This window comes from Pseudodesulfovibrio alkaliphilus (assembly GCF_009729555.1).
GTDB lineage: Bacteria > Desulfobacterota > Desulfovibrionia > Desulfovibrionales > Desulfovibrionaceae > Pseudodesulfovibrio > Pseudodesulfovibrio alkaliphilus.
The window spans coordinates 544,972-566,611 of sequence record NZ_WODC01000001.1 but is presented as its reverse complement, the minus strand read 5'-3'; the positions used below and the strand labels follow the sequence as shown (position 1 = coordinate 566,611).

General features: G+C 64.0%; 20 protein-coding genes and 1 tRNA gene. 6 read left to right on the top strand and 15 right to left on the bottom strand.

Annotated features, from left to right (window positions below; genetic code table 11):
- Window positions 1-18: 18 nt before the first annotated feature.
- From ruvC to GKC30_RS02710, 3 genes are read right to left on the bottom strand one after another with little or no spacing between them, the layout of a single operon-like run.
- Window positions 19-501: a crossover junction endodeoxyribonuclease RuvC gene (gene ruvC, locus GKC30_RS02720; protein WP_155932382.1), complete on the bottom strand. Its 483-nt coding sequence runs from the start codon at window positions 499-501 to the stop codon at window positions 19-21.
- A gap of 30 nt (window positions 502-531) precedes the next feature.
- Entirely contained in the window at window positions 532-1,275 is a 744-nt protein-coding gene (locus GKC30_RS02715) for a YebC/PmpR family DNA-binding transcriptional regulator (protein WP_155932154.1), read from the bottom strand.
- 55 nt (window positions 1,276-1,330) lie between these two features.
- Window positions 1,331-1,930, bottom strand: coding sequence for an RlmE family RNA methyltransferase (locus GKC30_RS02710; RefSeq protein WP_155932153.1), 600 nt, complete (start codon window positions 1,928-1,930; stop codon window positions 1,331-1,333).
- Between the two features lie 65 nt (window positions 1,931-1,995).
- Here GKC30_RS02710 and GKC30_RS02705 point away from each other — a divergent pair, with 65 nt between their 5' ends.
- On the top strand, window positions 1,996-3,519 hold the full coding sequence (locus GKC30_RS02705) for a glycosyltransferase family protein (RefSeq protein ID WP_155932152.1): 1,524 nt from the start codon (window positions 1,996-1,998) through the stop codon (window positions 3,517-3,519).
- A gap of 83 nt (window positions 3,520-3,602) precedes the next feature.
- Window positions 3,603-3,678, top strand: a tRNA-Ala gene (locus GKC30_RS02700).
- Window positions 3,679-3,860: 182 nt separating this feature from the next.
- Here GKC30_RS02700 and glyA read toward each other — a convergent pair.
- The 8 genes from glyA to GKC30_RS02660 form a co-directional block, all read right to left on the bottom strand.
- Window positions 3,861-5,099: a serine hydroxymethyltransferase gene (gene glyA / locus GKC30_RS02695; protein ID WP_155932151.1), complete on the bottom strand. Its 1,239-nt coding sequence runs from the start codon at window positions 5,097-5,099 to the stop codon at window positions 3,861-3,863.
- A gap of 185 nt (window positions 5,100-5,284) precedes the next feature.
- Window positions 5,285-6,523 (bottom strand): beta-ketoacyl-ACP synthase II, encoded by a 1,239-nt coding sequence (gene fabF / locus GKC30_RS02690; RefSeq protein ID WP_155932150.1) that lies wholly within the window; start codon window positions 6,521-6,523, stop codon window positions 5,285-5,287.
- A 106-nt stretch (window positions 6,524-6,629) separates the two neighbouring features.
- Window positions 6,630-6,866, bottom strand: a complete 237-nt coding sequence (locus tag GKC30_RS02685; protein ID WP_155932149.1) for an acyl carrier protein — start codon at window positions 6,864-6,866, stop codon at window positions 6,630-6,632.
- A 38-nt stretch (window positions 6,867-6,904) separates the two neighbouring features.
- Window positions 6,905-7,648, bottom strand: coding sequence for a 3-oxoacyl-[acyl-carrier-protein] reductase (fabG, locus tag GKC30_RS02680; RefSeq protein ID WP_155932148.1), 744 nt, complete (start codon window positions 7,646-7,648; stop codon window positions 6,905-6,907).
- Between the two features lie 160 nt (window positions 7,649-7,808).
- Window positions 7,809-8,798, bottom strand: a complete 990-nt coding sequence (locus tag GKC30_RS02675; RefSeq protein ID WP_155932147.1) for a beta-ketoacyl-ACP synthase III — start codon at window positions 8,796-8,798, stop codon at window positions 7,809-7,811.
- A gap of 79 nt (window positions 8,799-8,877) precedes the next feature.
- Window positions 8,878-9,936 (bottom strand): phosphate acyltransferase PlsX, encoded by a 1,059-nt coding sequence (gene plsX / locus GKC30_RS02670; RefSeq protein WP_155932146.1) that lies wholly within the window; start codon window positions 9,934-9,936, stop codon window positions 8,878-8,880.
- Window positions 9,929-10,108 (bottom strand): 50S ribosomal protein L32, encoded by a 180-nt coding sequence (gene rpmF, locus GKC30_RS02665; RefSeq protein WP_155932145.1) that lies wholly within the window; start codon window positions 10,106-10,108, stop codon window positions 9,929-9,931. Before rpmF ends, plsX begins: the two co-directional genes overlap by 8 nt.
- Before the next feature lie 79 nt (window positions 10,109-10,187).
- Window positions 10,188-10,709 (bottom strand): YceD family protein, encoded by a 522-nt coding sequence (locus tag GKC30_RS02660; RefSeq protein ID WP_155932144.1) that lies wholly within the window; start codon window positions 10,707-10,709, stop codon window positions 10,188-10,190.
- Between the two features lie 208 nt (window positions 10,710-10,917).
- On the opposite strand from GKC30_RS02660, the gene rpmB reads away from it, so the two are divergent.
- From rpmB to GKC30_RS02640, 4 genes are all read left to right on the top strand, one after another.
- Complete coding sequence (gene rpmB / locus GKC30_RS02655; RefSeq protein ID WP_155932143.1) at window positions 10,918-11,130, top strand: 50S ribosomal protein L28; 213 nt, start codon at window positions 10,918-10,920, stop codon at window positions 11,128-11,130.
- A gap of 1,165 nt (window positions 11,131-12,295) precedes the next feature.
- The gene (locus tag GKC30_RS02650; protein WP_155932142.1) at window positions 12,296-12,472 is read left to right on the top strand and encodes a hypothetical protein; all 177 of its coding nucleotides are present in this window, start codon (window positions 12,296-12,298) and stop codon (window positions 12,470-12,472) included.
- A 26-nt stretch (window positions 12,473-12,498) separates the two neighbouring features.
- Window positions 12,499-15,546, top strand: a complete 3,048-nt coding sequence (fdnG, locus tag GKC30_RS02645; RefSeq protein WP_155932141.1) for a formate dehydrogenase-N subunit alpha — start codon at window positions 12,499-12,501, stop codon at window positions 15,544-15,546.
- 10 nt (window positions 15,547-15,556) lie between these two features.
- On the top strand, window positions 15,557-16,282 hold the full coding sequence (locus GKC30_RS02640; RefSeq protein ID WP_155932140.1) for a 4Fe-4S dicluster domain-containing protein: 726 nt from the start codon (window positions 15,557-15,559) through the stop codon (window positions 16,280-16,282).
- Window positions 16,283-16,454: 172 nt separating this feature from the next.
- On the opposite strand, the gene gltX is transcribed toward GKC30_RS02640, so the two are convergent.
- The 4 genes from gltX to GKC30_RS02620 all read right to left on the bottom strand — a co-directional run bounded on the left by gltX (window position 16,455) and on the right by GKC30_RS02620 (window position 21,598).
- A complete protein-coding gene (gene gltX / locus GKC30_RS02635; protein ID WP_155932139.1) occupies window positions 16,455-17,852 on the bottom strand; it encodes a glutamate--tRNA ligase in 1,398 nt (465 codons plus the stop codon).
- A 67-nt stretch (window positions 17,853-17,919) separates the two neighbouring features.
- On the bottom strand, window positions 17,920-18,144 hold the full coding sequence (locus GKC30_RS02630; RefSeq protein WP_155932138.1) for a NifU family protein: 225 nt from the start codon (window positions 18,142-18,144) through the stop codon (window positions 17,920-17,922).
- Window positions 18,145-18,236: 92 nt separating this feature from the next.
- Window positions 18,237-19,622: a sigma-54-dependent transcriptional regulator gene (locus GKC30_RS02625; RefSeq protein WP_155932137.1), complete on the bottom strand. Its 1,386-nt coding sequence runs from the start codon at window positions 19,620-19,622 to the stop codon at window positions 18,237-18,239.
- Window positions 19,619-21,598, bottom strand: a complete 1,980-nt coding sequence (locus GKC30_RS02620; RefSeq protein WP_155932136.1) for a two-component system sensor histidine kinase NtrB — start codon at window positions 21,596-21,598, stop codon at window positions 19,619-19,621. The genes GKC30_RS02625 and GKC30_RS02620 overlap by 4 nt, the downstream gene beginning before the upstream one ends.
- Between the last annotated feature and the right edge of the window lie 42 nt (window positions 21,599-21,640).

Genomic DNA, 21,640 nt, shown 5'->3' with positions numbered 1-21,640 from the left:
GTTTCGAAAGCGGGGCGGTCAGCCGTCGATGAGTCTGCGCATGCGCCGCTCGTTGAGGTGGCAGATGGCCACGGCCAAAGCGTCGGAGGCGTCCTCGGGCCAGTCCGGCTTCTTGATGCCCAGGCTGCGGGCAACCATGAAGGCCACCTGATCCTTGGGCGCACCGCCCACGCCCACGAGGTTCTTCTTGACCTTGCTCGGCTCGTATTCGGCCACGCTCAGGCCGTGGGTGGCGCAGGCGGCCATGGCCGCGCCGCGGGCCTGGCCCAGCTTGAGGGCCGAGGACGGATTCTTGGACACGAAAACATTCTCGATGGCTGCCTCCGCCGGGCCGTGGGCCGTGATCAATTCGGCCAGCCGGGCGTAGATGACGCCAAGGCGCGTGCCCATGTCCTTTCCCGCCGGGGTGCGGATGACCCCGGTGGCCACCAGCTCGGCCTGGCCCGAGGACTCGCGGACGATGCCGTAACCCGTGGCCCGCGAGCCGGGGTCGAGCCCCATGACCACCACGCTGCCCTGGCGCACGCCCGCCTACTCGTCCTCGAACAGTTCGTCCGGGAAATCGGCGTTGAGGTAGACCTTCTGCACGTCGTCGTTGTCCTCGAGGGCGTCGAAGAGGTTCATTGTCTTGCGGCCGGTAGGAACGTCCACGGGGATGAGGGTCTCGGGCACACGGCCCACCTCGGCGGATTCGTATTCCATGCCCGCGTCGGTAAAGGCCTGTTGCACGGCCATGAAGTCGCCGGGCGCGGTGTGCACCACCAGGGAATCGTCGTCGTCCACGATGTCCTCGGCCCCGGCCTCCAGGCCCACTTCCATGAGCTGGTCCTCGGTGAACTTCTCCTTGTCAAAGAGAATGACGCCCTTCTTGCTGAACAGGTAGGCCACGGCTCCGGCCTCGGCCATGCTGCCGCCGTGCTTGCTGAAGATGTGTCTGATCTCGGCCACGGTGCGGTTGCGGTTGTCCGTGGCCGCGTCCACGAGCATGGCCACGCCGCCCGGTCCATACCCCTCGTACACGACCTCGGCATAATCGCCGCCCGCCAGCTCGCCAGTGCCCTTCTTGATGGCGTTTTCGATCTTGTCCTTGGGCAGATTGACCTGCTTGGCCTTCTGGATGGCCAGCCTCAGGGCGGAGTTATCTTCGGGGTTGCCGCCGCCCGCCTTGGCGGCCAGGATGATGTCCTTGGCTGCCTTGGTGAAGAATTTCGCCTTCTTGGCGTCCTGGCGACCCTTGCGATGTTGGATGTTCGCCCATTTGCTGTGTCCGGCCATATGTCCTCCTCAAAGGATGTGCAAAGAAAGATTGGGTTCAAAACGGTCGAATATACTATCCGTCTGTGCCGACAAAGCCAAGCGCAACGATAAAGAGCTCCTTGCTTTCGGAGCGCGAGCTGTACGGCTTGAAATACTTCACTTTTTCGAAATGTGGCCGCAGGGAGTCGGCATACGCCTTGGTTTCTGCACCGTCGAAAATCTTGACCGCGAAGTGGCCGCCGCGTTTAAGCCGCCTGATCGCCACCTCAAAGGCGCGTTCGCACAGCTCCAGGCTGTTGGCCTGATCCGCGAACTTGATTCCGGTTGTCTTGGGGGCCATGTCGCTGATAACAAGATCAAAGGGCGCCAGCGGCTCCATGGCCGCCAGCAGTTCCGGCGCGTCGGAAAAGACATCGGCCTGGAGGAAGGTGATGTTGTCGGCAAAGGTGTGTCGGGTTGCCTGGATGTCCACGGCCAGCACCCGCCCCTGGGGGCCGACCCGTTCCCCGGCGTATTGCGACCACGAGCCCGGGGCTGCGCCCAGGTCAAGGACGGTCTGTCCCTTCCTGAAGAGGCCGAACCGCTTGTCCATTTCCTTGAGCTTGTAAACGGACCGGGCCGCGTAGTTTTCCTTTTTGGCCCGTTTGAAGTATTTGTCCTGGTATTGTTTCATGGCACCGCTCCTTGCCCGGCGTGGAGCGATTGGTAGCCGAATCCGCCGAAAAAGCCAAGCGCAGCATGGTACCACGTCCCGCCAGAGTCCGCATCGTCAACGAACTGGGCAATGCCCAGACCCTGCCCGATGGGCCGGATCAGTTCGAGGTACTGCCCGGAGGGCCGGACGCCGTGTTTCTTGGCCTGGGGCCTGACCCGGCCCGAACGGCCGCGCTCTTTCCGAATTTCCCGACCGCCGACTTCCTCGAGTGCCCGGCCATGGCCGAGCAGGTCGTTGGCTGGGCCGGGGCCGTCCCGGCCGGATTCACGCCGCTGACGCCCGGAGGCTTCACCACAGAGCGAGCTGCCTCTGCCACGGTCATCCGCTACCGGCCGGGGCTCAAGGCGTTCCCTTCCTTCTATGCCCCTCTGGCCGCCCGAGCCGCGCTGGCCAAGGCCCGCGTCGCGCCGTCTCGCGACCGGGGCAGGCCCCGGACCGTGTGGCTGCCCACGGCCAAGGGCGACCTGATGACCCGGGAGTTGGTCCTGGCCTTCGAGTCACGCGGGTTCCGGGTGGTCACGGTGGAGCGCGAGGGGCTGGAGCGCTCGCCGGGCACCGAGCTTCCCGGCATGCTGGCCCAGGATGTTCCCGACCTCTTCCTCAGCGTCAATTTCCGGGGACTTGAGCCCTTTGGCCTCGGATTCTCCCTGTTGCGCGAGGCCGGGGCCAGGGTGGCGGTCTGGCTGGTGGACAATCCCTGCAATCTGCTCACCGGGATCAAATCCGGCTTTTGGCGGCGGGCGCGGCTCTTTGTCACGGACCATTCCTTTATCGGTCCGCTCATCGGAGCCGGGGCGCACTGGGTGCGGCATCTGCCCCTGGCCACCAGCCCGGAGCTGTTTGCACGGCCCGGTCCGCTGCCCGACTGCGCCCAGGGCCTTGCGGACAGGCTTGTCTTCGTGGGCCGCTCCGCCTTTCCGCACAAGGAGCGCTTCTTTGCCGGGCTGGTCCCGGACCCCTCCCTGCTGGCCGAGGCCGGGGCCATGCTGGATAACGGCCAGCGGCCCGACCATCACTGGTGGCGGCGGCGCGTTCCTGCGCCTCTGTGGCCGGGCAGCGAAATCCGCCGTCCGGGCGCAGGGGCCGAGGCCGCAGGGCACCTCTGGCGTACCCGCTGTCTGACCGGGGCCGGACCGCAGGCCGTCGTCTTCGGCGACGAGGGATGGCAGGCCGCGCCGGGCTTGCGCGCCGAGCTGCGCCCGCCCCTGGACTATTATGCGGCCCTGCCCGCTGTGTACGGCGCGGCCGGAGCCAGCCTCAACGTCACTGGTATGCAGCTCCCGGCCGGACTGACCCAGCGCCATTTCGATGTCTGGTGCGCAGGGGGCCTGCTTTTGACCGACGCCAATCCCGGCCTCTCCATCTTTCCGGCCGAATTGACCGGGCCGATCACCTTTGCCGCGCCAAAGGACATCGAGCCTTTGTTCCAGAGCCTGTGCGCCGATCCGGCTACGCCGGGCCTGCGCCGAGCCTGGCGCGAGCTCATCCTGGGCGAGCACACCTACGCCCACCGGGTGGACGCCATTGTCACCGCCCTTGGATTGTGACCGCGCCATGGTCGCAAAATCATCCTGCCCCCGTCAAAACACTTGTCCCCGCCCCGAAAAAGCGATAACAAGCCTCAACCCAAGGGGACGTAGCTCAGCTGGGAGAGCACTGCCTTCGCAAGGCAGGGGTCGAGAGTTCAAATCTCTTCGTCTCCACCAGGAAAAATCAAAATGGCTTCAGATGGTTATCTGGAGCCATTTTTGTTTGATGCGCCGCAATACGCCACCAAGCCGCCAGTGGATCTTTGCAGCTTGCTTGTTCCCCGCCCGCCTCATCGCGCAAAAATAGAGGGAGCGACCCTCGGGCCGCTCCCTCCATTTCGAATCAGTTCAATGTCGATCTACCATGCGTAGAGCGGGAACTCGCGGGCGAACTCCTCGACCTCTTCGCTGATCTCCTTGAGCACCTTGTCGTCGCCGATGTTCTCAAGGGCGGCGGTAATGGCCTCGGCCACCACGATCATGTCTTCCTCGATCATGCCGCGGGTGGTCAGGGCCGGGGTGCCCAACCGGATGCCCGAGGTCTGGAACGGGGATTTGGTCTCAAAGGGTATGGTATTCTTGTTGACGGTGATGCCCGCCTTGTCCAGGGCGATCTGCGCGTCCTTGCCGGTGTAGTCCCTGTCGGTCAGGTCCACGAGCATGAGGTGGTTGTCCGTGCCGCCGGAGACCAGCTTGTATCCGGCCTCCTGAAGGCTGGCGGCCAGCACCTTGGCGTTCTTGACCACCTGCTGCTGATACTCGGTGAATCCGGGCGAAAGCGCCTCGCCAAAGGACACGGCCTTTGCCGCGATGACGTGCATGAGCGGCCCGCCCTGAATGCCGGGAAAGATGTTGGAGTTCAGCTCCTGCTCCAGCTCCTCGCCACCCAGGATCATGCCGCCGCGTGGCCCCCGCAGGGTCTTGTGGGTGGTGGTGGTGGTGTAGTGGGCGTGTTCGATGCAGGAGGGGTGCTCGCCCGCGGCGATGAGGCCCGCGATGTGGGCCATGTCGACCATGAGTTTCGCGCCCACCTCGTCGGCGATGGCGCGGAACCGGGCGAAGTCGATGACACGCGGGTAGGCCGAGGCTCCGGCGATGATGAGTTTGGGCCGGTGTTCCTTGGCCAGGGCTTCCACCTGGTCGTAGTCTATGGTCTGGGTCTCCCGGGAGACGCCGTAATGCACCATGTTGAAGAGTTTGCCCGAGAAGTTGACCGGGCTGCCGTGGGTCAGGTGCCCGCCGTGGGAAAGATCCATGCCCAGCACGGTGTCGCCGGGCTTGCAGGCCGCGAAGTAGACGGCCATGTTGGCCTGGGAGCCGGAGTGGGGCTGGACGTTGGCATAGGCAGCGCCAAAGAGTTCCTTGGCCCGGTCGCGGGCCATGTCCTCGACCATGTCCACGAACTCGCAGCCGCCATACCACCGCTTGCCGGGGTAGCCCTCGGCGTATTTGTGGGTCATGACGCTGCCCTGGGCCTGACGCACGGCCGTGGACACGAAATTCTCGCTGGCGATGAGTTCGAGCTTGCTGACCTGGCGGTCGATCTCGTTGGCTATGGCCGCTGCGATTTCAGGGTCTTGTACGAACAACTCTTCCATGGTGTGAACCTCGTTTTGGGGGTGAATACGAATGGCTTCCCACCGCCTCATGCGGCGCGGCCGGTTTTCTGGCGGCTTCCGGGCGCGGGGACATTCATCCCCGGCGGCGGCCGCACCCACCGTCCCATGCGGGGTGGAGATCCGCTTTATATCAAAAAAGGGAGGCCGTTCAGCCTCCCTTGTTGTTATCCGGTGAAGCGCTTGAACAGGACGCAGGCATTGGTGCCGCCAAAGCCGAAGGAGTTGCTCAGCGCATATTCGGCCTGCTGTTGTCGCGGTCCGTCGGCGCAAACGTCGAGGTCGCATTCCGGGTCGGGCGTCTCGCGGTTGATGGTGCCGGGGATGACGCCTTCGGCCAGGGTCTTGACCGCAAAAACCGCCTCCACCCCGCCGGCCGCGCCGAGCAGATGTCCCATCTGGGACTTGTTGGCACAGATGGCGATATTATAGGCATGGTCGCCAAAGACCGTTTTGATGGCCCGGGTCTCGCACAGATCGTTGAGCTTGGTGGAGGTGCCGTGGGCGTTGATGTGGTCGACTGCCGACGGGTCCACCCTGGCCTCGCGGAGCGCGGCGGCCATGGCCAGGGCCATGCCAGAGCCGTCCTCGGGCGGGGCTGTCATATGATAGGCGTCGCCGGAAGCGCCGAACCCGACCACCTCGGCCAGGATGGTGGCTCCCCGCGCCTTGGCGTGGTCCAGGGATTCAAGGAGCAGCAGCCCCGCGCCCTCGCCCATGATGAAGCCGGTACGGTCGGCGTCAAAAGGCCGCGAAGCCTTCTCGGGCTCGTCGTTGCGCACCGAGAGCGCCTTCATGGCGTTAAAGCCCGACACCCCGAGGGGCGATATGGTGGATTCCGCGCCGCCGCAGATCATGGCATCCGCCCGGCCCATGACGATGTCGGTGTAGGCGCAGCCAATGGCGTGGGTGCCCGAGGCGCAGGCGGTGGTGGTGCAGATGTTCGGTCCCATGGCCCCGGCCTCGATGGACACCTGGCCAGCGGCCATGTTGGCGATGAGGATGGGGATGAAAAACGGGGAGATGCGGCCCGGGCCTTTCTCCAGCAGCTTGGAGTGCATCTCCTCAATGCTGTGCAGACCGCCGAGCCCAACGCCGATGATGGTTCCGGCCCGATCCTTTTCCGATTCGGGGATGGACCATCCGGCGTCGCGAAAGAGCATCCTGCAGGCGCAGACCGCGAACTGGGTGAAGGTCTCCATGCGCCGGGCTTCTTTTTTGTTGATGTAGATGGTGGGGTCGAAGTCCCTGACCTCGCCGGCGATCCTGGTCTCGTACTCGGCGGTGTCGAATTTCGTGATCAGCCCCACACCGGACTTGCCGGCCAGAAGATTCTGCCAACTGGTCTCAACGTCGTTGCCAAGCGGGGTAACGGCCGCAACGCTGGTGACGACAACCCTGTTCATAATGGATATCCGTGCTGTCTGCGTTTTCGAAAAAGAAAAAAGGAGCGTCTTACACCAATGTGTGCATAAGACGCTCTCGTGATTCGTCGCGTTCGGTCGGGGCGGGTTAGCCCACAGCCTTTTCGATGTGGGCGATGGCGTCCTGGACCTTGATGATCTTCTGCGCCTGCTCGTCGTCGATCTCGAGGTCGAACTCCTCTTCCATGGCCATGATCAGTTCGGTCAGGTCCAGGGAGTCCGCACCGAGATCCTCGACAAATGCGGCACCATCGACAACTTCTTCGGCGTTCACGCCAAGCTGCTCCACGATGATCTCTTTGACTTTTGCGGCTACTTCGGACATTTTTTCCTCCAATACGATTGTTTTTTGTTTTATTTCAATTACATATACATGCCGCCGTTGACCCCGAGAACCTGGCCGGTGATATATCCGGCACCTGGCCCGGCGAGGAAGGAGACGGCGGCGGCGATGTCCTCGGACTGCCCGAGGGTATTGAGCGGAATCTGCGCGAGCATGGACTGGACAACGGCCTCGGGCAGCTGATCGGTCATGTCGGTCTGGATGAAGCCCGGGGCCACGGCGTTAACAGTGATGTTGCGCCCGGCCAGTTCGCGGGCGGCGGACTTGGTCAGGCCGATGAGCCCTGCCTTGGCCGCACAGTAGTTGGCCTGGCCTGCGTTGCCCATCTGGCCCACGATGCTGGTGATGTTGATGATGCGCCCGGAGCGCTGTTTGCCCATGATTCTCGACGCTTCCTTGAGAAAGGCGAAGCAGCCGGTGAGATTGATGCGCAGGACCGTGTCCCAGTCCTCGTCCTTCATGCGCATCATCAGGCCGTCGCGGGTGATGCCCGCGTTGTTGACCAGCACATCGAGGGTGCCCTGGCCCTTGATCTCGTCCTTGAAAAACGCGGCAATGGCATCCCGGTCGCCGGAGTCGAGCCGGAAGGCCCGCGCCTTGCCGCCCTCGGCCTTGATGGCGGCCACCACCTTGTCCGCTTCCTCGGGCCGACTCACATAGGTCAGGAAAACCTCGAACCCGTCACTGGCCAGCCGTTCGGCCACCTTGCGGCCGATGCCGCGGGAACCGCCGGTAACCAAGGCGATTTTAGGAAGATCACTCATCGAAATACCTCATGGTCAGCTCGTTGGTCAGCCCCCAATATACCAAACCCGCCCGGACTGCAAACACTCGGGGGCCGCTTGGTCCGGGGTATGCCATCTTCCTGTCGCGTGGGCGTGACCGGCGGGTGACGATCACGCGACCCGGGCCGGTGCCGGAGCGTTAGAACTGGACCAGCATGGCGCCCCAGGTGAAGCCCCCGCCAAAGGTGGGAACCAGCACCCGGTGGCCCGGCTTGATCACACCCAGTTCCAGGGCCTCGGACAGAGCCACGGGCACCGACGCGGCCGAGGTGTTGCCGTATCTGTCCACGTTGGAAAACACGCGCTCCACGGGAATCCCCAGCTTGCGGCCCACGGCATCGATGATGCGCCAGTTGGCCTGATGGGGTATGAGCACGTCCACATCGGCGCTGGCCAGGCCGTGCCGCGAGAGCAGGGTCTCGCTGATGCCGGTCATCTGGCGCACGGCGTGCTTGAACACCTCGCGCCCCTGGAACTCGACGAAATACTCCTCGCCCACAGACTGGCCGAGCTTGTAGGGGATGGCCGAACCGCCGCCGCGCACGGTGAGCAGATCGCCCAGGCCGCCGTCCGCGCCGAGCATGATGTCCACCACTCTTGGGGTTTCGTCAGCGTCGCCGTTGGTAAGCACTGCCGCACCCGCCGCATCGCCAAAGAGGACGCAGGTGGCGCGGTCTTCCCAGTTGACCCGGCTGGTGACCACCTCTGCGGCCACCACCAGCACCCTGGCCGACGGATTCAGGGCCACATAGCCTCGCGCCGTCTCCATGGCGTAGAGAAACCCGGAGCAGGCCGCCTGCACGTCGAGGCACATCTGTCCCGAGACGCCGAGCTTCTCCTGAAGTACGCAGGCAGCCGAGGGGATGGGGTAATCCGGCGTGAAGGTGGCAAAGACGATGTGCGTCAGCTCCGAAGCGGCCATGTTGGCGGCGGCCAACGCCTTGCGGGCGGCCGCAAGGCCCATGTCGGACGAGGCTTCGCCCTCGGCCACGATATGGCGCTGCTTGATGCCGGTGCGGGTGGTGATCCACTCGTCGGTGGTGTCCACGATCTTTTCGAGGTCCGCGTTGGTCAGCACACGCTCGGGCGCATAATGACCGAAACCCCGGAGAATGAAATTGGTGTGCATAGGTGGGTGGTGTAAGCGTTTGGTCTGCCCGGGTCAAGCGGCGCGGCGGATGCCCGCCGCTTCGGCGCAGTGGGTCTGATCAGGCCGCGTCCTTGGAAGCCTTTTCGGTTTTGCCAGCCAGCCCGCTGTGGGCGGCCAGCCCCTCGGCCAAGTGTTCGTGCATTTTGTTGCGCACACTGGTGGCGGCCATTCTGATGGCGTTGACAATGGCCAGTTCGTTGGACTTGCCGTGGCAGACCACCACGAGACCTTTGAGCCCGAGCAACGGCGCACCGCCGTACTCGGCGTAATCGACCACCTTCTTGAAGCGCCTGAAGGCGCGGATGGAAAGCAGGGTGCCCAGCCTGGAGAGCCAACTCGACCGGAGCTGCTTCTTCAGGATGTTGCTCATGGACTTGGCCAGCCCCTCGGACAGCTTGAGGGCGACATTGCCCACAAAGCCGTCGCAGACCACCACATCCACGTCGCCGGTAAAGATGTCCCGTCCTTCCACATTGCCGATGAAACGCAGGTCGGACTGACGCATCAGCTCGAAGGCATCGCGGACGGTGGCGTTGCCTTTGCCCTCCTCCTCGCCGATGGAGAGTAGGCCCACGGCCGGGTTGGAGACGCCAAGCACACACCGGGAAAGCACATCGGCCATCAGGCCGAACTGGAGCAGGTGCAGGGGCTTGGAATCCACGTTGGCACCCACGTCGATGAGCACCACCGGGTTCTTCTCGGTGGGCATGATTCCCGCCAGGGCCGGGCGCATGACGCCCTTGATCCGGCCGAGCACGAACATGCCGCAGGCCACTGTGGCTCCTGAGTTTCCCGCGCTGACCACTCCGTCGGCGCGTCCCTCGGTAACGCAACGGCAGGCCACCTGGATGGACGAGTCCTTCTTGCGCCGTAAGGCGTCCGAAGGCTTGTCGTCCATCTCGACGACCTGCGAAGCGGGCACGACGGTGATGTCCAGCCCGGCGGTGTTGAGCCCGGAAAGCTCACTCTCAATGCGTGCCGAATCGCCCACCAGGACGACGGCAATGCCGTCGCGCGCGGCCTCGACCGCAGCAGGCACGACGACCTGGGGGCCGAAATCGCCCCCCATGACATCCACGGCAATGCGTGGAGCGGTCTGCGCCCCGGTGTTAGGCATTGTCGCCGCTGACGACCTGACGACCCTTGTAGTTGCCGCACACGGAACAGGCGCGGTGGGGGAGGGTGGGCTCGCCGCACTCGCAGTAGACGACATTGGGAACAGCCACGTGATCGTGGGAGCGGCGCATGCCCTTGCGGGAGCGGGAAGTCCGTTTCTTGGGAACTGCCATGATGTATACCTCGCTAAAACTGGTTGTGATCGTATTAGTGCAGTGCGGACCGGCTGGCAAGCGCCAACATGCCGGAGCGCTACTTTAGCTTCAAGGTGCGGAAGACCGCAAGCCGCTCGTCGCCTTCATCTGCCTTGCACTGGCAGACTTCGGTGTTGCGGTCCGCCCCGCAGCCGGGGCACACGCCCTTGCACGACTCGGCGCACAAGGGTTTGACCGGCAGGGCCAGGGCGAACTCCTCCCACAGAAGCGCACCGATGTCGAGCTGCAACTCGCCTCCCTGTTCGCGCACACGGGGCTCCTCGTCCGCCTCGTCCTCGCCTCCCGGCAACTGCTCGAACAGGTCGTATCTGGTGTCGATGGCGAACTCGAAGTCCGTTGCGCAACGGTCGCAAGGCAGAAAAACGGAGCCCTCAAGGGTGCCGCGCACCAGCGCCCCGTTGTCTTGAGGCAGGACTGTAAAGACCGCCACCAAATCCCGTCCGGGCTTGACCTTCAGTGAATACGCGTCGCACCCCTGGCGCCACAGCGTCTGGTCGTCGAAGACAATCTCCCGGCCTTGGGCGGGAATGTCGCTGATGGCAATCCAATGTTCCTGCATCGTGTCCTCCGCCCGGCGGCCGGAAATCCCGGCGCGGGCAACCGATGCTTCGTATATGGGAACTTTTTCCCTTGTCAAGAAAAAACCCCTTGCCATTTGGTCTTCAACTCGGTAAAGAATTTCTCCCGCAGCATGGAGGGCCTCGCCTTCCGGGAGGCGGGGATAAAAAAATCTCCAACGATTATTGAAGAGTACCCAGGAGGTCGCCATGTCCAAGGTTTGCGATATATGCGGTAAGGGCCCCCAGACCGGCCACAACGTCAGCCACTCCCACATCAAGACCAAGCGCCGCTTCATGCCCAACTTGCAGAAGGTGCGCCATCAGCTTGAGTCCGGTCAGGTGGTGAGCGTCAAGGCGTGCACCCGCTGCATCCGCAACGGCGCCATCATCAAGCCCGTGGCCAAGAAGGCCGAAGTCTAGCAGCAAGGGCTTCCCATCGCTTTTTGCGCTGCCGCCGACTCCTCGGCGGCAGCTTTTTTGCGTTTTCCCCCCAAGCCGACGCCGAAAAGTGCAATTCATCGCCCCGCGACAGGGTGGCTTCTTGCACATTTGCACAAGGGGCGCACCTCTCTTGAATTGTAACACTCCAATTTCATTTGTTTTATATTTTGGCACGTCTTCTGCTATGTGTCTCTTCAAATACGGGCCAAGTCGTCGGGAAGGAGGCTCCCGGACAAGCGACACCCGCCCGAAGCGAGACTTTCTCAGCAGCGTAGCAGCGCGACACCTCCCCCTTGTGAAGAGCCCCCTGCCGTCTCAGTCCCGGCAGGGGGCTCGCCGTTTGCCGTCCGACCACTTCCCCTCCATCATCCTTTTCGCCCGTGCCTCTTTGTTCTCTTGCTGCCCACAATTGTGTCGAAAAGAGCACAATTGTGCCGATTCGTGTTACTGATAGGCTTGTTTGCATTCCTTTGACAGGGGCATATGGTGCAGTCGAGCCAAAGGAGCGCGGGCAAAGATGCACAGCACGACAAGCGGACGGAAAACGGCTGCCGGAGCCACTCTCCCGCCCAGAGGTGGTGGCCTGCCTCGCCGCGCCCGTCGGGGGGTGGCGACCGTATGCAGCATCCCTCCTCGTTGCGATTCCCTGCAGCACACACGATTGTCATCCTCCTTGTCCCGTCTGCTCCGTCGTGGAGCGATTCCCATCAACAACCTGACAAGACTGTTCCTCGGGCCGCGTGTCATGGCCTGGCGACTCTGACTGGTGCGTCATGGGAATCAGGTCTGGTCCCCTTCATACACCGCCCCGCAGAGCAGGCCGCCGATATGTCAGGCAGAGGCTCCAGCTCCGGGAGACGTCACCTAGACCGGCAAGGCCTAGACCTGCGCCTTCAAGTCCGGTCCGCTGGCTGAATCTTTCCCGAAAACACGCCGTAACCCCTTCCTTTCTTGCCTCGGTGAGAGCCGGTGCAGTGCGTTTGTCCCGCAGTGCGCAGGGTTGTCTGCCAAGGTGGCCTTTCTATGCGTTTTATTCATTCAATCCCGGATACGTCCCGCTCCCGCGGGATGCTCAATACTGTCAAAGGAGGTGTGAGTGTTCTTGTCAACCGGCAAAACAGGCACGTCATCTCCGCAGTCAGCCGTGCCGTCCCCGTTTTCAGGACTGGGGCACAGTCTGGAAGCAGTGGAGGTCATCGCCCTGGACATGCGGCCCCGATGGGCCGTCCAGGGCGAACCCGAGGCGATCGCCGTTCCGCCGCTCAAAGTCCATGGCTACGGTCTGCTGCTCACCCTAAGCCGCGAGATTCGCGGAAGATGACACAACCGACAACACGAGGAGTACCAATGAAGATCAACAGGAGACGATTTCTCAAACTAACGGCCGCCACTGCGGTGGGCGCGGCCTTTAGCGGGCTGGGCTTCGTTCCCGACGCCCAGGCCCTGGACAGGGTGACCATGCTCGATCCCAAGTGGAGCCGACAGACCACCAGCATCTGCCCTTACTGTGGCGTGGGTTGCGGCCTGATCGTCAACACCGACCTGAAGACCAAGCGGGCCATCAACACAGAGGGCGACCCCGACCATCCCATCAATGAAGGGTCCACCTGCGCCAAGGGCGCGTCCATCTGGCAACTGGCCGAGAACGACGAGCGCCCCCCGCGCCCTCGCTACCGCGCCCCCTATTCCACGGAATGGAAAGAGGTGTCCTGGGAATGGGCGCTGGGCGAGATCGCCAAGCGGGTCAAGCAGACCCGCGACGCCACCTTTGCCGTGAAAAACGCCAAGGGACAGGTGGTCAACCGGTGCAACGGCATCGCCTCGGTGGGCTCGGCCGCCATCGACAACGAGGAGTGCTGGGCCTACCAGTCCATCCTGCGCTCCCTCGGCCTTGTCTACATCGAGCACCAGGCCCGCATCTGCCACAGCTCCACCGTGCCCGCCCTGGCTGAGAGCTTTGGCCGCGGCGCCATGACCAACCACTGGAACGACATCGCCAACAGCGACTGCGTTCTGGTTATGGGCAGCAACGCGGCAGAGAACCATCCCATCTCCTTCAAGTGGGTGACCAGGGCCATGCACAAGGGGGCCAAGCTCATCAATCTCGACCCGCGCTTCACCCGTACCTCGTCCAGGGCAGACCTGCATTGCCACATCCGCGCCGGTACGGACATCGCCATCCTCGGCGGGCTCATCAAGTACATCCTCGACAACGACCTGATCCAGAAGGATTACGTGCTGACCCACACCAACGGTTCGACCCTGGTGGGCGAGAAGTTCGGCTTCAACGACGGCCTGTTCACCGGGTACACGAAAAACGGCGACGACCAAGACTACGCCGGTTCCTACGACAAGTCCCAGTGGGCCTTCGAGCGGGACGCGAACGGGCTACCCAGGAAAGACCCCTCCCTCAAGCACCCCAGATGCGTCATCAACCTGCTCAGGAAGCACTACGAGCGCTACGACATCGACACCGTGTCCTCGGTTTCCGGCGCGGACAAGCAGAAATTGCTTGAATTCTACAAGCTCTACTCGGCCACCGGCAAGCCGGACAAGGCCGGAACCATCCTCTACGCCATGGGTTGGACACAGCACACCGTGGGTGTGCAGTACATCCGCACCATGGCCATGGTCCAGCTGCTGCTTGGCAACATCGGCGTGGCCGGCGGCGGCGTCAACGCCATGCGCGGCGAGTCCAATGTCCAGGGGTCCACGGACCACGCCCTGCTGTGGCATCTGCTGCCAGGATATCTGGCCACTCCCAATGCGGGGCTTGCGGACTACAAGACGTATATCGACGCCAAGACCAAGCCGCATCTTGAGGGAGCCAAAGACCCCATGAGCGCAGCCTGGTGGCAGAACACCCCCAAATACATGGCGAGCTTCCTCAAGGCCATGTACCCGGCGGCCACGGCGGAGCAGGCATACGCATGGCTGCCCAAGGCCGAGGACGGCAAGACCTACACATGGCTCCAGCTCTTTGACGCCATGTCCAAGGGCGAGTTCAAGGGGTTCTTCGCCTGGGGCATGAACCCGGCCTGCGGCGGAGCCAACGCGGGCAAAAACAGGAAGGCCATGGCCAACCTCGACTGGATGGTCAACGTCAACATCTTCGACAACGAGACCGGCTCCTTCTGGCGCGGTCCCGGCCAGGACCCCAAGAAGATCAAGACCGAGGTTTTCTTCCTGCCCTGCGCCGTGTCCATCGAGAAGGAAGGCTCCATCATCAACTCGGGCCGCTGGATGCAGTGGCGCTACGAGGGACCGGTTCCCCGGGGCGAATCCAAGAGCGACGGCCACATCATGACCGAGCTTTACGACGCCATTCGCGCCCTGTACGAAAAGGAAGGCGGCGCCCTGCCCGAGCCCATCAAGAACCTGTCCGTGGACATGTGGAAGAGCGGCCATGACTTTGATCCGCACAAAGTGGCCAGGTTGATCAACGGCCACTTCACCCGCGACGTGACCATTGACGGCAAGACCTACAAGAAGGGAACCCAGGTGCCCAGCTTCGCCCTGCTCCAGGACGACGGCTCAACGGCCTCGGGCAACTGGCTCTACTGCAACTCCTACACCGAGAGCGGGAACATGGCCGCCCGGCGAAGCAAGGAGCAGACCCCGGAGCAGGCCAACATCGGTCTGTTCCCCAACTGGGCTTGGTGCTGGCCCGTGAACCGGCGCATCCTCTACAACCGCGCCTCCTGCGACAACACCGGCAAGCCCTATGCCCCGCAAAAGGCCGTGGTCCGCTGGGACGGCGGCAAGTGGATCGGCGACGTGCCCGATGGAGGCTGGGCGCCCGGCGCCAAGTACGCCTTCATCATGCAAGCGGCTGGCCTTGGCCAGCTCTACGGCCCCGGCCGCGAGGACGGCCCATTCCCCGAGCACTATGAACCCATGGAGACACCTTTCAAGGCCCATAGTTTCTCCAAGGAACTCAACAACCCCGCGGTCCTGCGCTTCGCCCGCGAGGCCCTGGCCGTGGCCGATCCCAAATACCCCCTGGTGGCCACCACCTTCCGGGTCACGGAGCATTGGCAGACCGGCCACATGACTCGCCATACGCCGTGGCTGCTTGAGGCCATGCCCCAGATATTCGTGGAAATGAGCGAGGAACTGGCCAGGGAGAAGGGAATTGCAAACGGTGAAAAGGTGATGGTCGAGAGCATCCGGGGCAGCGTCTGGGCCGTGGCCATGGTCACCAAGCGGCTGCGTCCGCTGACGGTCATGGGCAGGACCACCCACCAGATCGGTCTGCCCTGGCACTTCGGCTGGCAGATGCCCCACGATGGCAGCGGCGGCGACTCGGCCAACCTGCTGACCCCGGCGGTGGGCGATCCCAACACCGGCATCCCCGAAACCAAGGTCTTTGTGGCCAACGTCCGCAAGCTGTAAGGAGAACGCTATGAGTGGAAAGTCCTTCTTTGTTGATCTGACCCTGTGCACGGCGTGCCGGGGTTGCCAGGTCGCCTGCAAGCAATGGAAAAAACTCCCGGCCGAGAAGACTGTCAACTGGGGCTCTTACCAGAACCCCAGAGACCTTTCGTCCAAGACGATACGGCTGGTCCGCTTCGCCGAGACGGAGGCGGGCGGCATGCTGCGCTGGCTGTTCTTCCCGGAACAGTGTCGGCACTGCGTTTATCCGCCCTGCGCCGATGTCAACGAAAACCCGGCCTCCGTCATCCACGACGAGGCCACCGGCGCGGTGGTCTACACCGACCATACCGCCAAGGAGAAAGCCGACACCCTGCGCAACAATTGCCCCTATGACATCCCGCGCACGGACCCGGATACCGGGGTGGTTTCCAAGTGCGACATGTGCATCGACCGTGTCAGGGCGGGCATGCTCCCGGCCTGCGTCAAGGCCTGTCCCACCGGAACCATGAACTTTGGCGACAGGAGCGAGATGCTCGAACTGGCAGAAAAACGGCTGGCCGAAGTCAAAAAACAGTATCCCGAAGCCATGCTCATCGATCCTGACATGGTTCGGGTCATCTATCTGGCGGCCTTCCCGCCGGAGAGCTACTACGAATACATGGAGGCCGACGCCTCGGGTGTGAAGCCTGGGCCGCTGACCAGAAAACAACTCCTGGCCAAGCTCGGCTCCCCCATCAAGCGCATGACCTCGTAGCGCACCGTCCAGGCCGTGACCGGACCTATACCAATGCGGCCCGGGAGCGATCCCGGGCCGCCTTCCGAAAAGCCACGCCGGAAGGGCCGCCCTCCTTCGTCCTTTCGGTGCGCAAAACGCCCCTGCCGGAACCCTTCCGGCAGGGGCGTTCTCACATGTTAGCGGATCGGGACTACAGGCCCAGGGCGCGCTCCAGGCGGGCCATGGTCTGCTCGCGGCCGAGCACGGCCATGGTCTCGAAGAGGCCCGGCGACTGGGTGGTGCCCATGATGGCCACGCGGATGGGTTGGGCTATGTCCTTGAACTTGATACCGCGCTCTTCGATGAACGCCTTGTGCATGGCCTCAAGGGACGTTTCGGTGAATTCGGGCAGCGCCTCCATGCGTTGGGCGATGGCTTCGAGCAGGGGTCTGGTCTCGTCGGTGAGGAATTTCTTCACCGCAGCCTCGTCGTAATGGAGGAAGGCGGCGTCCACAATGAAGGGCCGGGCCTGTTCCAGCATGTGCGCCACGGACTTGGCCCGGGGCTGGAGCAGGGGGGCGATGCGGGCGAAGGTGGCCCGGTCCACTTTGGCCGCCTCCTCCTTGCCCACCTCGCGGGCAAGGAAATCGCAGAGCATTCCGGCCAGCCGGTCCGGGTCGGCCTTTTGCATGTACTGGCCGTTGACCCATTCGAACTTGGTCAGGTCAAAGACCGAGGGCGACGAGCCGAGGTTGTCGGGATTGAAGAGGGCCTTCATCTCGTCCATGGTGAAAAGCTCCTGGTCGCCGTGGGACCAGCCCAGCCGGGCGAGGTAGTTGCACACGGCCTCGGGCAGGTAGCCCATCTTCTCGTATTCCATGACCGAGAGCGCACCGTGGCGCTTGGAGAGCTTTTTCTTGTCCGGGCCAAGGATCATGGGCACATGGCCGAACTCGGGCACGTCCCAGCCCATGGCCTGATAAATGAGGATCTGGCGCGGCGTGTTGTTGACGTGGTCGTCGCCGCGCAGGACCGTGGTCACATCCATGTCGTGGTCGTCCACCACCACGGCCAGATTGTAGGTGGGCGTGCCGTCGCTGCGGCGCAGGATCATGTCGTCCATCTCGGCGTTTTCCACCACGATGGGGCCCTTGACCATGTCCCTGAAGGCCGTGGCCCCCTCCTGGGGCGCCTTGAGCCGGACCGCGCCGGAAGTCAGCCCCCGCTCGCGGCAGGTCCCGTCGTACTTGGGTTTGCGGCCCTCGGCCATGGCCCTTTCGCGCATGGCGTCCACGTCTTCCCTGGTACACTGACAGAAGTAGGCGTGGCCCGAGGCGATCATCTGATCGATGACCTCGTTGTGGCGGGCGGCCCGCTCGGACTGGTGGACGATCTCGCCATCGTGATCGAGCCCGAGCCAGTTCATGGAGTCGATGATGGCCTGGGTGGCTTCGTCGGTGGAGCGCTCGCGGTCGGTATCTTCGATGCGCAGGCGGAATTCGCCCTCCCGGGAGCGGGCGATAAGCCAGGAAAACAGCGCGGTGCGGGCGCCGCCGATATGCAGAAATCCCGTTGGGCTCGGAGCGAACCGGGATACGATCTTGCCCATGGGCATGGTCTCCTTGCGGGTGAACCTGTTTCAACGCGGCGCCCCGCCAGGGGGCACGGCCGGACGACTAGTTGACGGCCTCGACGGCCTTGACCTCGGGGACTTCCTTGAGAACGATCCGTTCGATGCCGTTTTTCAGCGTTATCTGGGACATGGGGCATCCCTTGCAGGCTCCGGTCAGGCGGACCTGAACGATGCCGTTGTCGGTGATGTCCACCAGCTCCACGTCGCCTCCGTCGGCCTGAAGCGCGGGACGGACCTTGTCGAGTACCTTGATGACTTTCTCGCGCATGGCGCTTCCTCCGTTTGTGTTTATGGGTGGCACAAGTACGGGGTTCGGCCCGGCCTGTCAATTGACCAGCGACGTGCCCGGTTCAGGCGCGGTCAGCGCCGGGTCAGGCCGAACTTCTTGAGTTTGTACTGCAGGGTGCGGCGGCTGATGCCCAGGGCGTCGGCCGTGCGCTCGCGATGGTTGCCGTTCTCCTCCAGGGCGCGCATGATGGCGAGTTTCTCCGCTTCCTCCAGCGAGGCGGGCGAGGCCAGGACCTGGCTGTAGCTGGGAGCCATGTCCACTGCGGCCTCACGGGCGCCGGACACCTGGGGCGGCAGCAGGTCCGGGCCCAGGGCGTCCGAACGCGACAGGATCAGGGCGCGCTCCAGCACGTTTTCCAGCTCGCGCACGTTGCCGGGCCAGTCGTAGCCCGACAGGGCGTCCAGAAAGGCCGGGGTCACGGTGCGGATGACCTTGTGGTTCTTGTTGCCCAGCTTGCGCAGCAGGAAGCTGACCAAAAGGGGCAGATCCTCCTTGCGCTCGCAAAGGGGCGGAATGCGGATCTCCAGCACCGCCAACCTGTAGTACAGGTCTTCGCGGAAGCGGCCCGCCTCCACCTCTCGCTTGAGGTCGCGGTTGGTGGCCGCGATGATCCGGGTGTCCACCCGCAAGGTCTTGACCGAGCCCAGCGGCTCAATGGTCTTCTCCTGAAGCACGCGCAAGAGCTTGGCCTGAAGTGCGCCGGGCATCTCGCCGATCTCGTCGAGAAAGAGGGTGCCGCCGTCGGCCAGCTGGAAGCGTCCGGGCTTGTCCTTGACCGCTCCGGTGAAGGCACCCTTTTCATAGCCGAAGAGCTCGCTCTCCAGCAGGTCGTCGGGCAGGGCAGCGCAATTGACCTTGATCAGGGGACGAGAGGCGCGGTTGCTGGCCCGGTGCAGTCCCTCGGCCACCAGCTCCTTGCCTGTTCCCGACTGGCCCAGGATGAGCACCGTGGCCTCGGTGGGGCCGGCCTGGGCGATGAGGTCGCGCACCCGCTCGATGCCGGGGCTGGCCCCGATGAACTTCAGGTCGCCGCCCGCCTCGGCCTTGAGCCGCACGTTTTCGCGGACAAGCTTGTGGTACTCGAAAGCCTTGCCCAGAACCACGGTCAGCTCTTCGTTGTCCGCAGGCTTGGTCAGGTAGTCGAAGGCCCCGCGTTTCATGGCGTCCACGGCGCTGCCCACGCTGCCGAAGGCAGTCAGCAGGACCACGGGCATGCCCTGGCGGCGCATCTGCAGCTCCTTGAGCAACTGCATGCCGTCCATGCCCGGCATTTTCATGTCCACCAGGGCCACGTCGGGCATGGTGCCGGATTCGGCAGCCTCGGCCAGCAAGGTCAGGGCGCGTTCGCCCGAGGGAGCGTCAAGCACGGTCCAGCCGTCATCCTCAAGAACGGCCCGGACCATGAGCCGATGACCCGGCTCGTCATCCACCACGAGTACCACGCGATCCTCGATCATGTATCCTCCCGGCGGCCTGCCCCGTCCTGCCCGGACAGGGGGCTGCCATTTCCTTGTGATGTCGTCTCCCGGGTCCGCTCCGGCAGGTCCGGTGCGCCTGGGCCTTCCGGCTGATCCCCCTGCGATGCCTCCCCGTCGGGCGGCGCGTCGGGGAAAAAGAGGCGCACCGTGACGCCCTGCCCCGGCTGCGATTCCATCCCGGCCCGCCCCCGGTGGGCGCGCATGATGTTCTGGACGATGGCCAGACCGAGCCCGGTGCCGGTCTTCTTGCCGGTGACAAAGGGCTTGAATGCGTCGTCGGCTATGCCCGGGTCCATGCCGGGACCGTCGTCCGAGACCAGGACGCACACCCCGCCCTCGACCCGCTCGCTCGTCAGCCGGATATGCCCCGGCTTTCCGCACTCGTCGCAATCGCCGATGGCGTCGAGGCTGTTACTGATGAGATTGAGCAGCACCTGTCGCAGCGCATCCTGATCGGCATAAACCACGGGCTGGACAAAATCGAATTCCGGTTCGACCCGTTTGCTCTTGAAGTCGAAACGCATGAGTTGACGCAGAGATTCGCCCACCGCGTTCAGGTCCGTCTCCTCGGGGTCAAGCCGTCGGGGCCGGGCCAGATAGAGCAGGTCCGTGACCACGCGGTTGAGGCGGTCGGCCTCCTGGACCATGGTGGCGGCGTATTGGTCAAGGGGGGGCTGGCCCTTGAGCTTGGCGGCGAAGAGCTGGGCAAAACCGCGCAGGGAGCTTAAGGGGTTGCGCACTTCATGGGCCACGCCCGCAGCCAGGGAGCCGATGGCCGCCAGCCGTTTGGCCTCGTTCAGGTTCTCCTCCAGGGAGCGGATCTGGGTGCGGTCGCGGATAAGCACCAGCCGCTGGCCCAATTCGGGCGCGGCGTCCTCGTCCACCCCCTGGAAGGGCAGGGAAAGGATCTCCAGGCGTCGTCCCTGGTAGTCGAACTGCTCCCAGTTGTAGGACGCGGATCCGGCCTTGCCGCCCGGCTCGCGGGCAAAGGGAAAGCCGGCCCAGTCCACGCCGAGGATCTCGGGCGCACCGTCCTCGCCGGCCGGGGCCAGCAGCCGCTTGGCAGAATGGTTGGCAGCCATGATCTCGCCGGTTTCGGAGAGGGTGACAAGGCCGTCGGGCATATTGTCGAGCAGTTTGTTCTGGAAGCGCTCCATGCGTACGAGCTTGCGCCCTTCGTCGCGCCGCCGCAGATAGGCGAAGGCCAGGGACCACAGCCCCACAGCGGCCAGGAAGACATAGCCGGTCTGATAGGTGGCCGCCCTGCGGTACTGGCGGAACTGGGCCAGATGCTTCTCGGCGTTGAGTCCCACCAGCAGATAGACCGGGGCCACGTCGATATCGAGAGGACCGTCAAGCCCCGGGTCGCGGCCCATGCCCGGACCCATCATGCCGTGCTCCATCATCCCCGGCCCCGCGCCGCGGGTCCCGCCCCGGCCGGAATCGCGCTGGGGCACCGGCTCGCCCCGGCTCAGAAGAGCCGAGTCGGCCCGGACCCGGATGCCGGAAACGAGCACGGCCCGCTTGTTCATCTCGGCCATGGCGTGGAAGGCCCTGCCGGGCTCCAGGTCGCGGGTAACCATGTCAGGCAGGGAGATGATGGGACTGCCCGACTCCCTGTCCGACGAGGCCAGGGGGATGCCGTCGGCGTCGCACAGGGCTATGAAGACGATGTCGTCCGATTTGGAAAGCTCGGAGAACAGGTCTTCGGCCATGGAGGGGAAGATGGGGGCCACCTGGGGATTGGTGCGCAGGGAGCGGACTATGCGCGAGAGATTGTTGTCCACCCCGCGCAGGATGGAGCCGCCGGTCATGATGATGTGGCCCTCGACGATTTCTCGCTGGTGCGCGATGGATCGCCATGTCAGGTACAGGCTGCCAAGGCCCAGCACGATGAGGGCCAGGACCAGGGCCACCAGCGGGCCTTTCTCTTTACCAGTGGAATTGATTTCCATGAACGCGCCTAGCCCCCTTGGTGTCGCCGCAGGAATATCCCG

What these genes read in the sequence shown, in the direction of transcription:
- ruvC (WP_155932382.1), bottom strand. Translation starts at nt 501, where the DNA reads ATGGGGCTCGACCCCGGCTCGCGGGCCACGGGTTACGGCATCGTCCGC.
- GKC30_RS02715 (WP_155932154.1), bottom strand. Translation starts at nt 1,275, where the DNA reads ATGGCCGGACACAGCAAATGGGCGAACATCCAACATCGCAAGGGTCGC.
- GKC30_RS02710 (WP_155932153.1), bottom strand. Translation starts at nt 1,930, where the DNA reads ATGAAACAATACCAGGACAAATACTTCAAACGGGCCAAAAAGGAAAAC.
- GKC30_RS02705 (WP_155932152.1), top strand. Translation starts at nt 1,996, where the DNA reads ATGGTACCACGTCCCGCCAGAGTCCGCATCGTCAACGAACTGGGCAAT.
- glyA (WP_155932151.1), bottom strand. Translation starts at nt 5,099, where the DNA reads ATGGAAGAGTTGTTCGTACAAGACCCTGAAATCGCAGCGGCCATAGCC.
- fabF (WP_155932150.1), bottom strand. Translation starts at nt 6,523, where the DNA reads ATGAACAGGGTTGTCGTCACCAGCGTTGCGGCCGTTACCCCGCTTGGC.
- GKC30_RS02685 (WP_155932149.1), bottom strand. Translation starts at nt 6,866, where the DNA reads ATGTCCGAAGTAGCCGCAAAAGTCAAAGAGATCATCGTGGAGCAGCTT.
- fabG (WP_155932148.1), bottom strand. Translation starts at nt 7,648, where the DNA reads ATGAGTGATCTTCCTAAAATCGCCTTGGTTACCGGCGGTTCCCGCGGC.
- GKC30_RS02675 (WP_155932147.1), bottom strand. Translation starts at nt 8,798, where the DNA reads ATGCACACCAATTTCATTCTCCGGGGTTTCGGTCATTATGCGCCCGAG.
- plsX (WP_155932146.1), bottom strand. Translation starts at nt 9,936, where the DNA reads ATGCCTAACACCGGGGCGCAGACCGCTCCACGCATTGCCGTGGATGTC.
- rpmF (WP_155932145.1), bottom strand. Translation starts at nt 10,108, where the DNA reads ATGGCAGTTCCCAAGAAACGGACTTCCCGCTCCCGCAAGGGCATGCGC.
- GKC30_RS02660 (WP_155932144.1), bottom strand. Translation starts at nt 10,709, where the DNA reads ATGCAGGAACATTGGATTGCCATCAGCGACATTCCCGCCCAAGGCCGG.
- rpmB (WP_155932143.1), top strand. Translation starts at nt 10,918, where the DNA reads ATGTCCAAGGTTTGCGATATATGCGGTAAGGGCCCCCAGACCGGCCAC.
- fdnG (WP_155932141.1), top strand. Translation starts at nt 12,499, where the DNA reads ATGAAGATCAACAGGAGACGATTTCTCAAACTAACGGCCGCCACTGCG.
- GKC30_RS02640 (WP_155932140.1), top strand. Translation starts at nt 15,557, where the DNA reads ATGAGTGGAAAGTCCTTCTTTGTTGATCTGACCCTGTGCACGGCGTGC.
- gltX (WP_155932139.1), bottom strand. Translation starts at nt 17,852, where the DNA reads ATGGGCAAGATCGTATCCCGGTTCGCTCCGAGCCCAACGGGATTTCTG.
- GKC30_RS02630 (WP_155932138.1), bottom strand. Translation starts at nt 18,144, where the DNA reads ATGCGCGAGAAAGTCATCAAGGTACTCGACAAGGTCCGTCCCGCGCTT.
- GKC30_RS02625 (WP_155932137.1), bottom strand. Translation starts at nt 19,622, where the DNA reads ATGATCGAGGATCGCGTGGTACTCGTGGTGGATGACGAGCCGGGTCAT.
- GKC30_RS02620 (WP_155932136.1), bottom strand. Translation starts at nt 21,598, where the DNA reads ATGGAAATCAATTCCACTGGTAAAGAGAAAGGCCCGCTGGTGGCCCTG.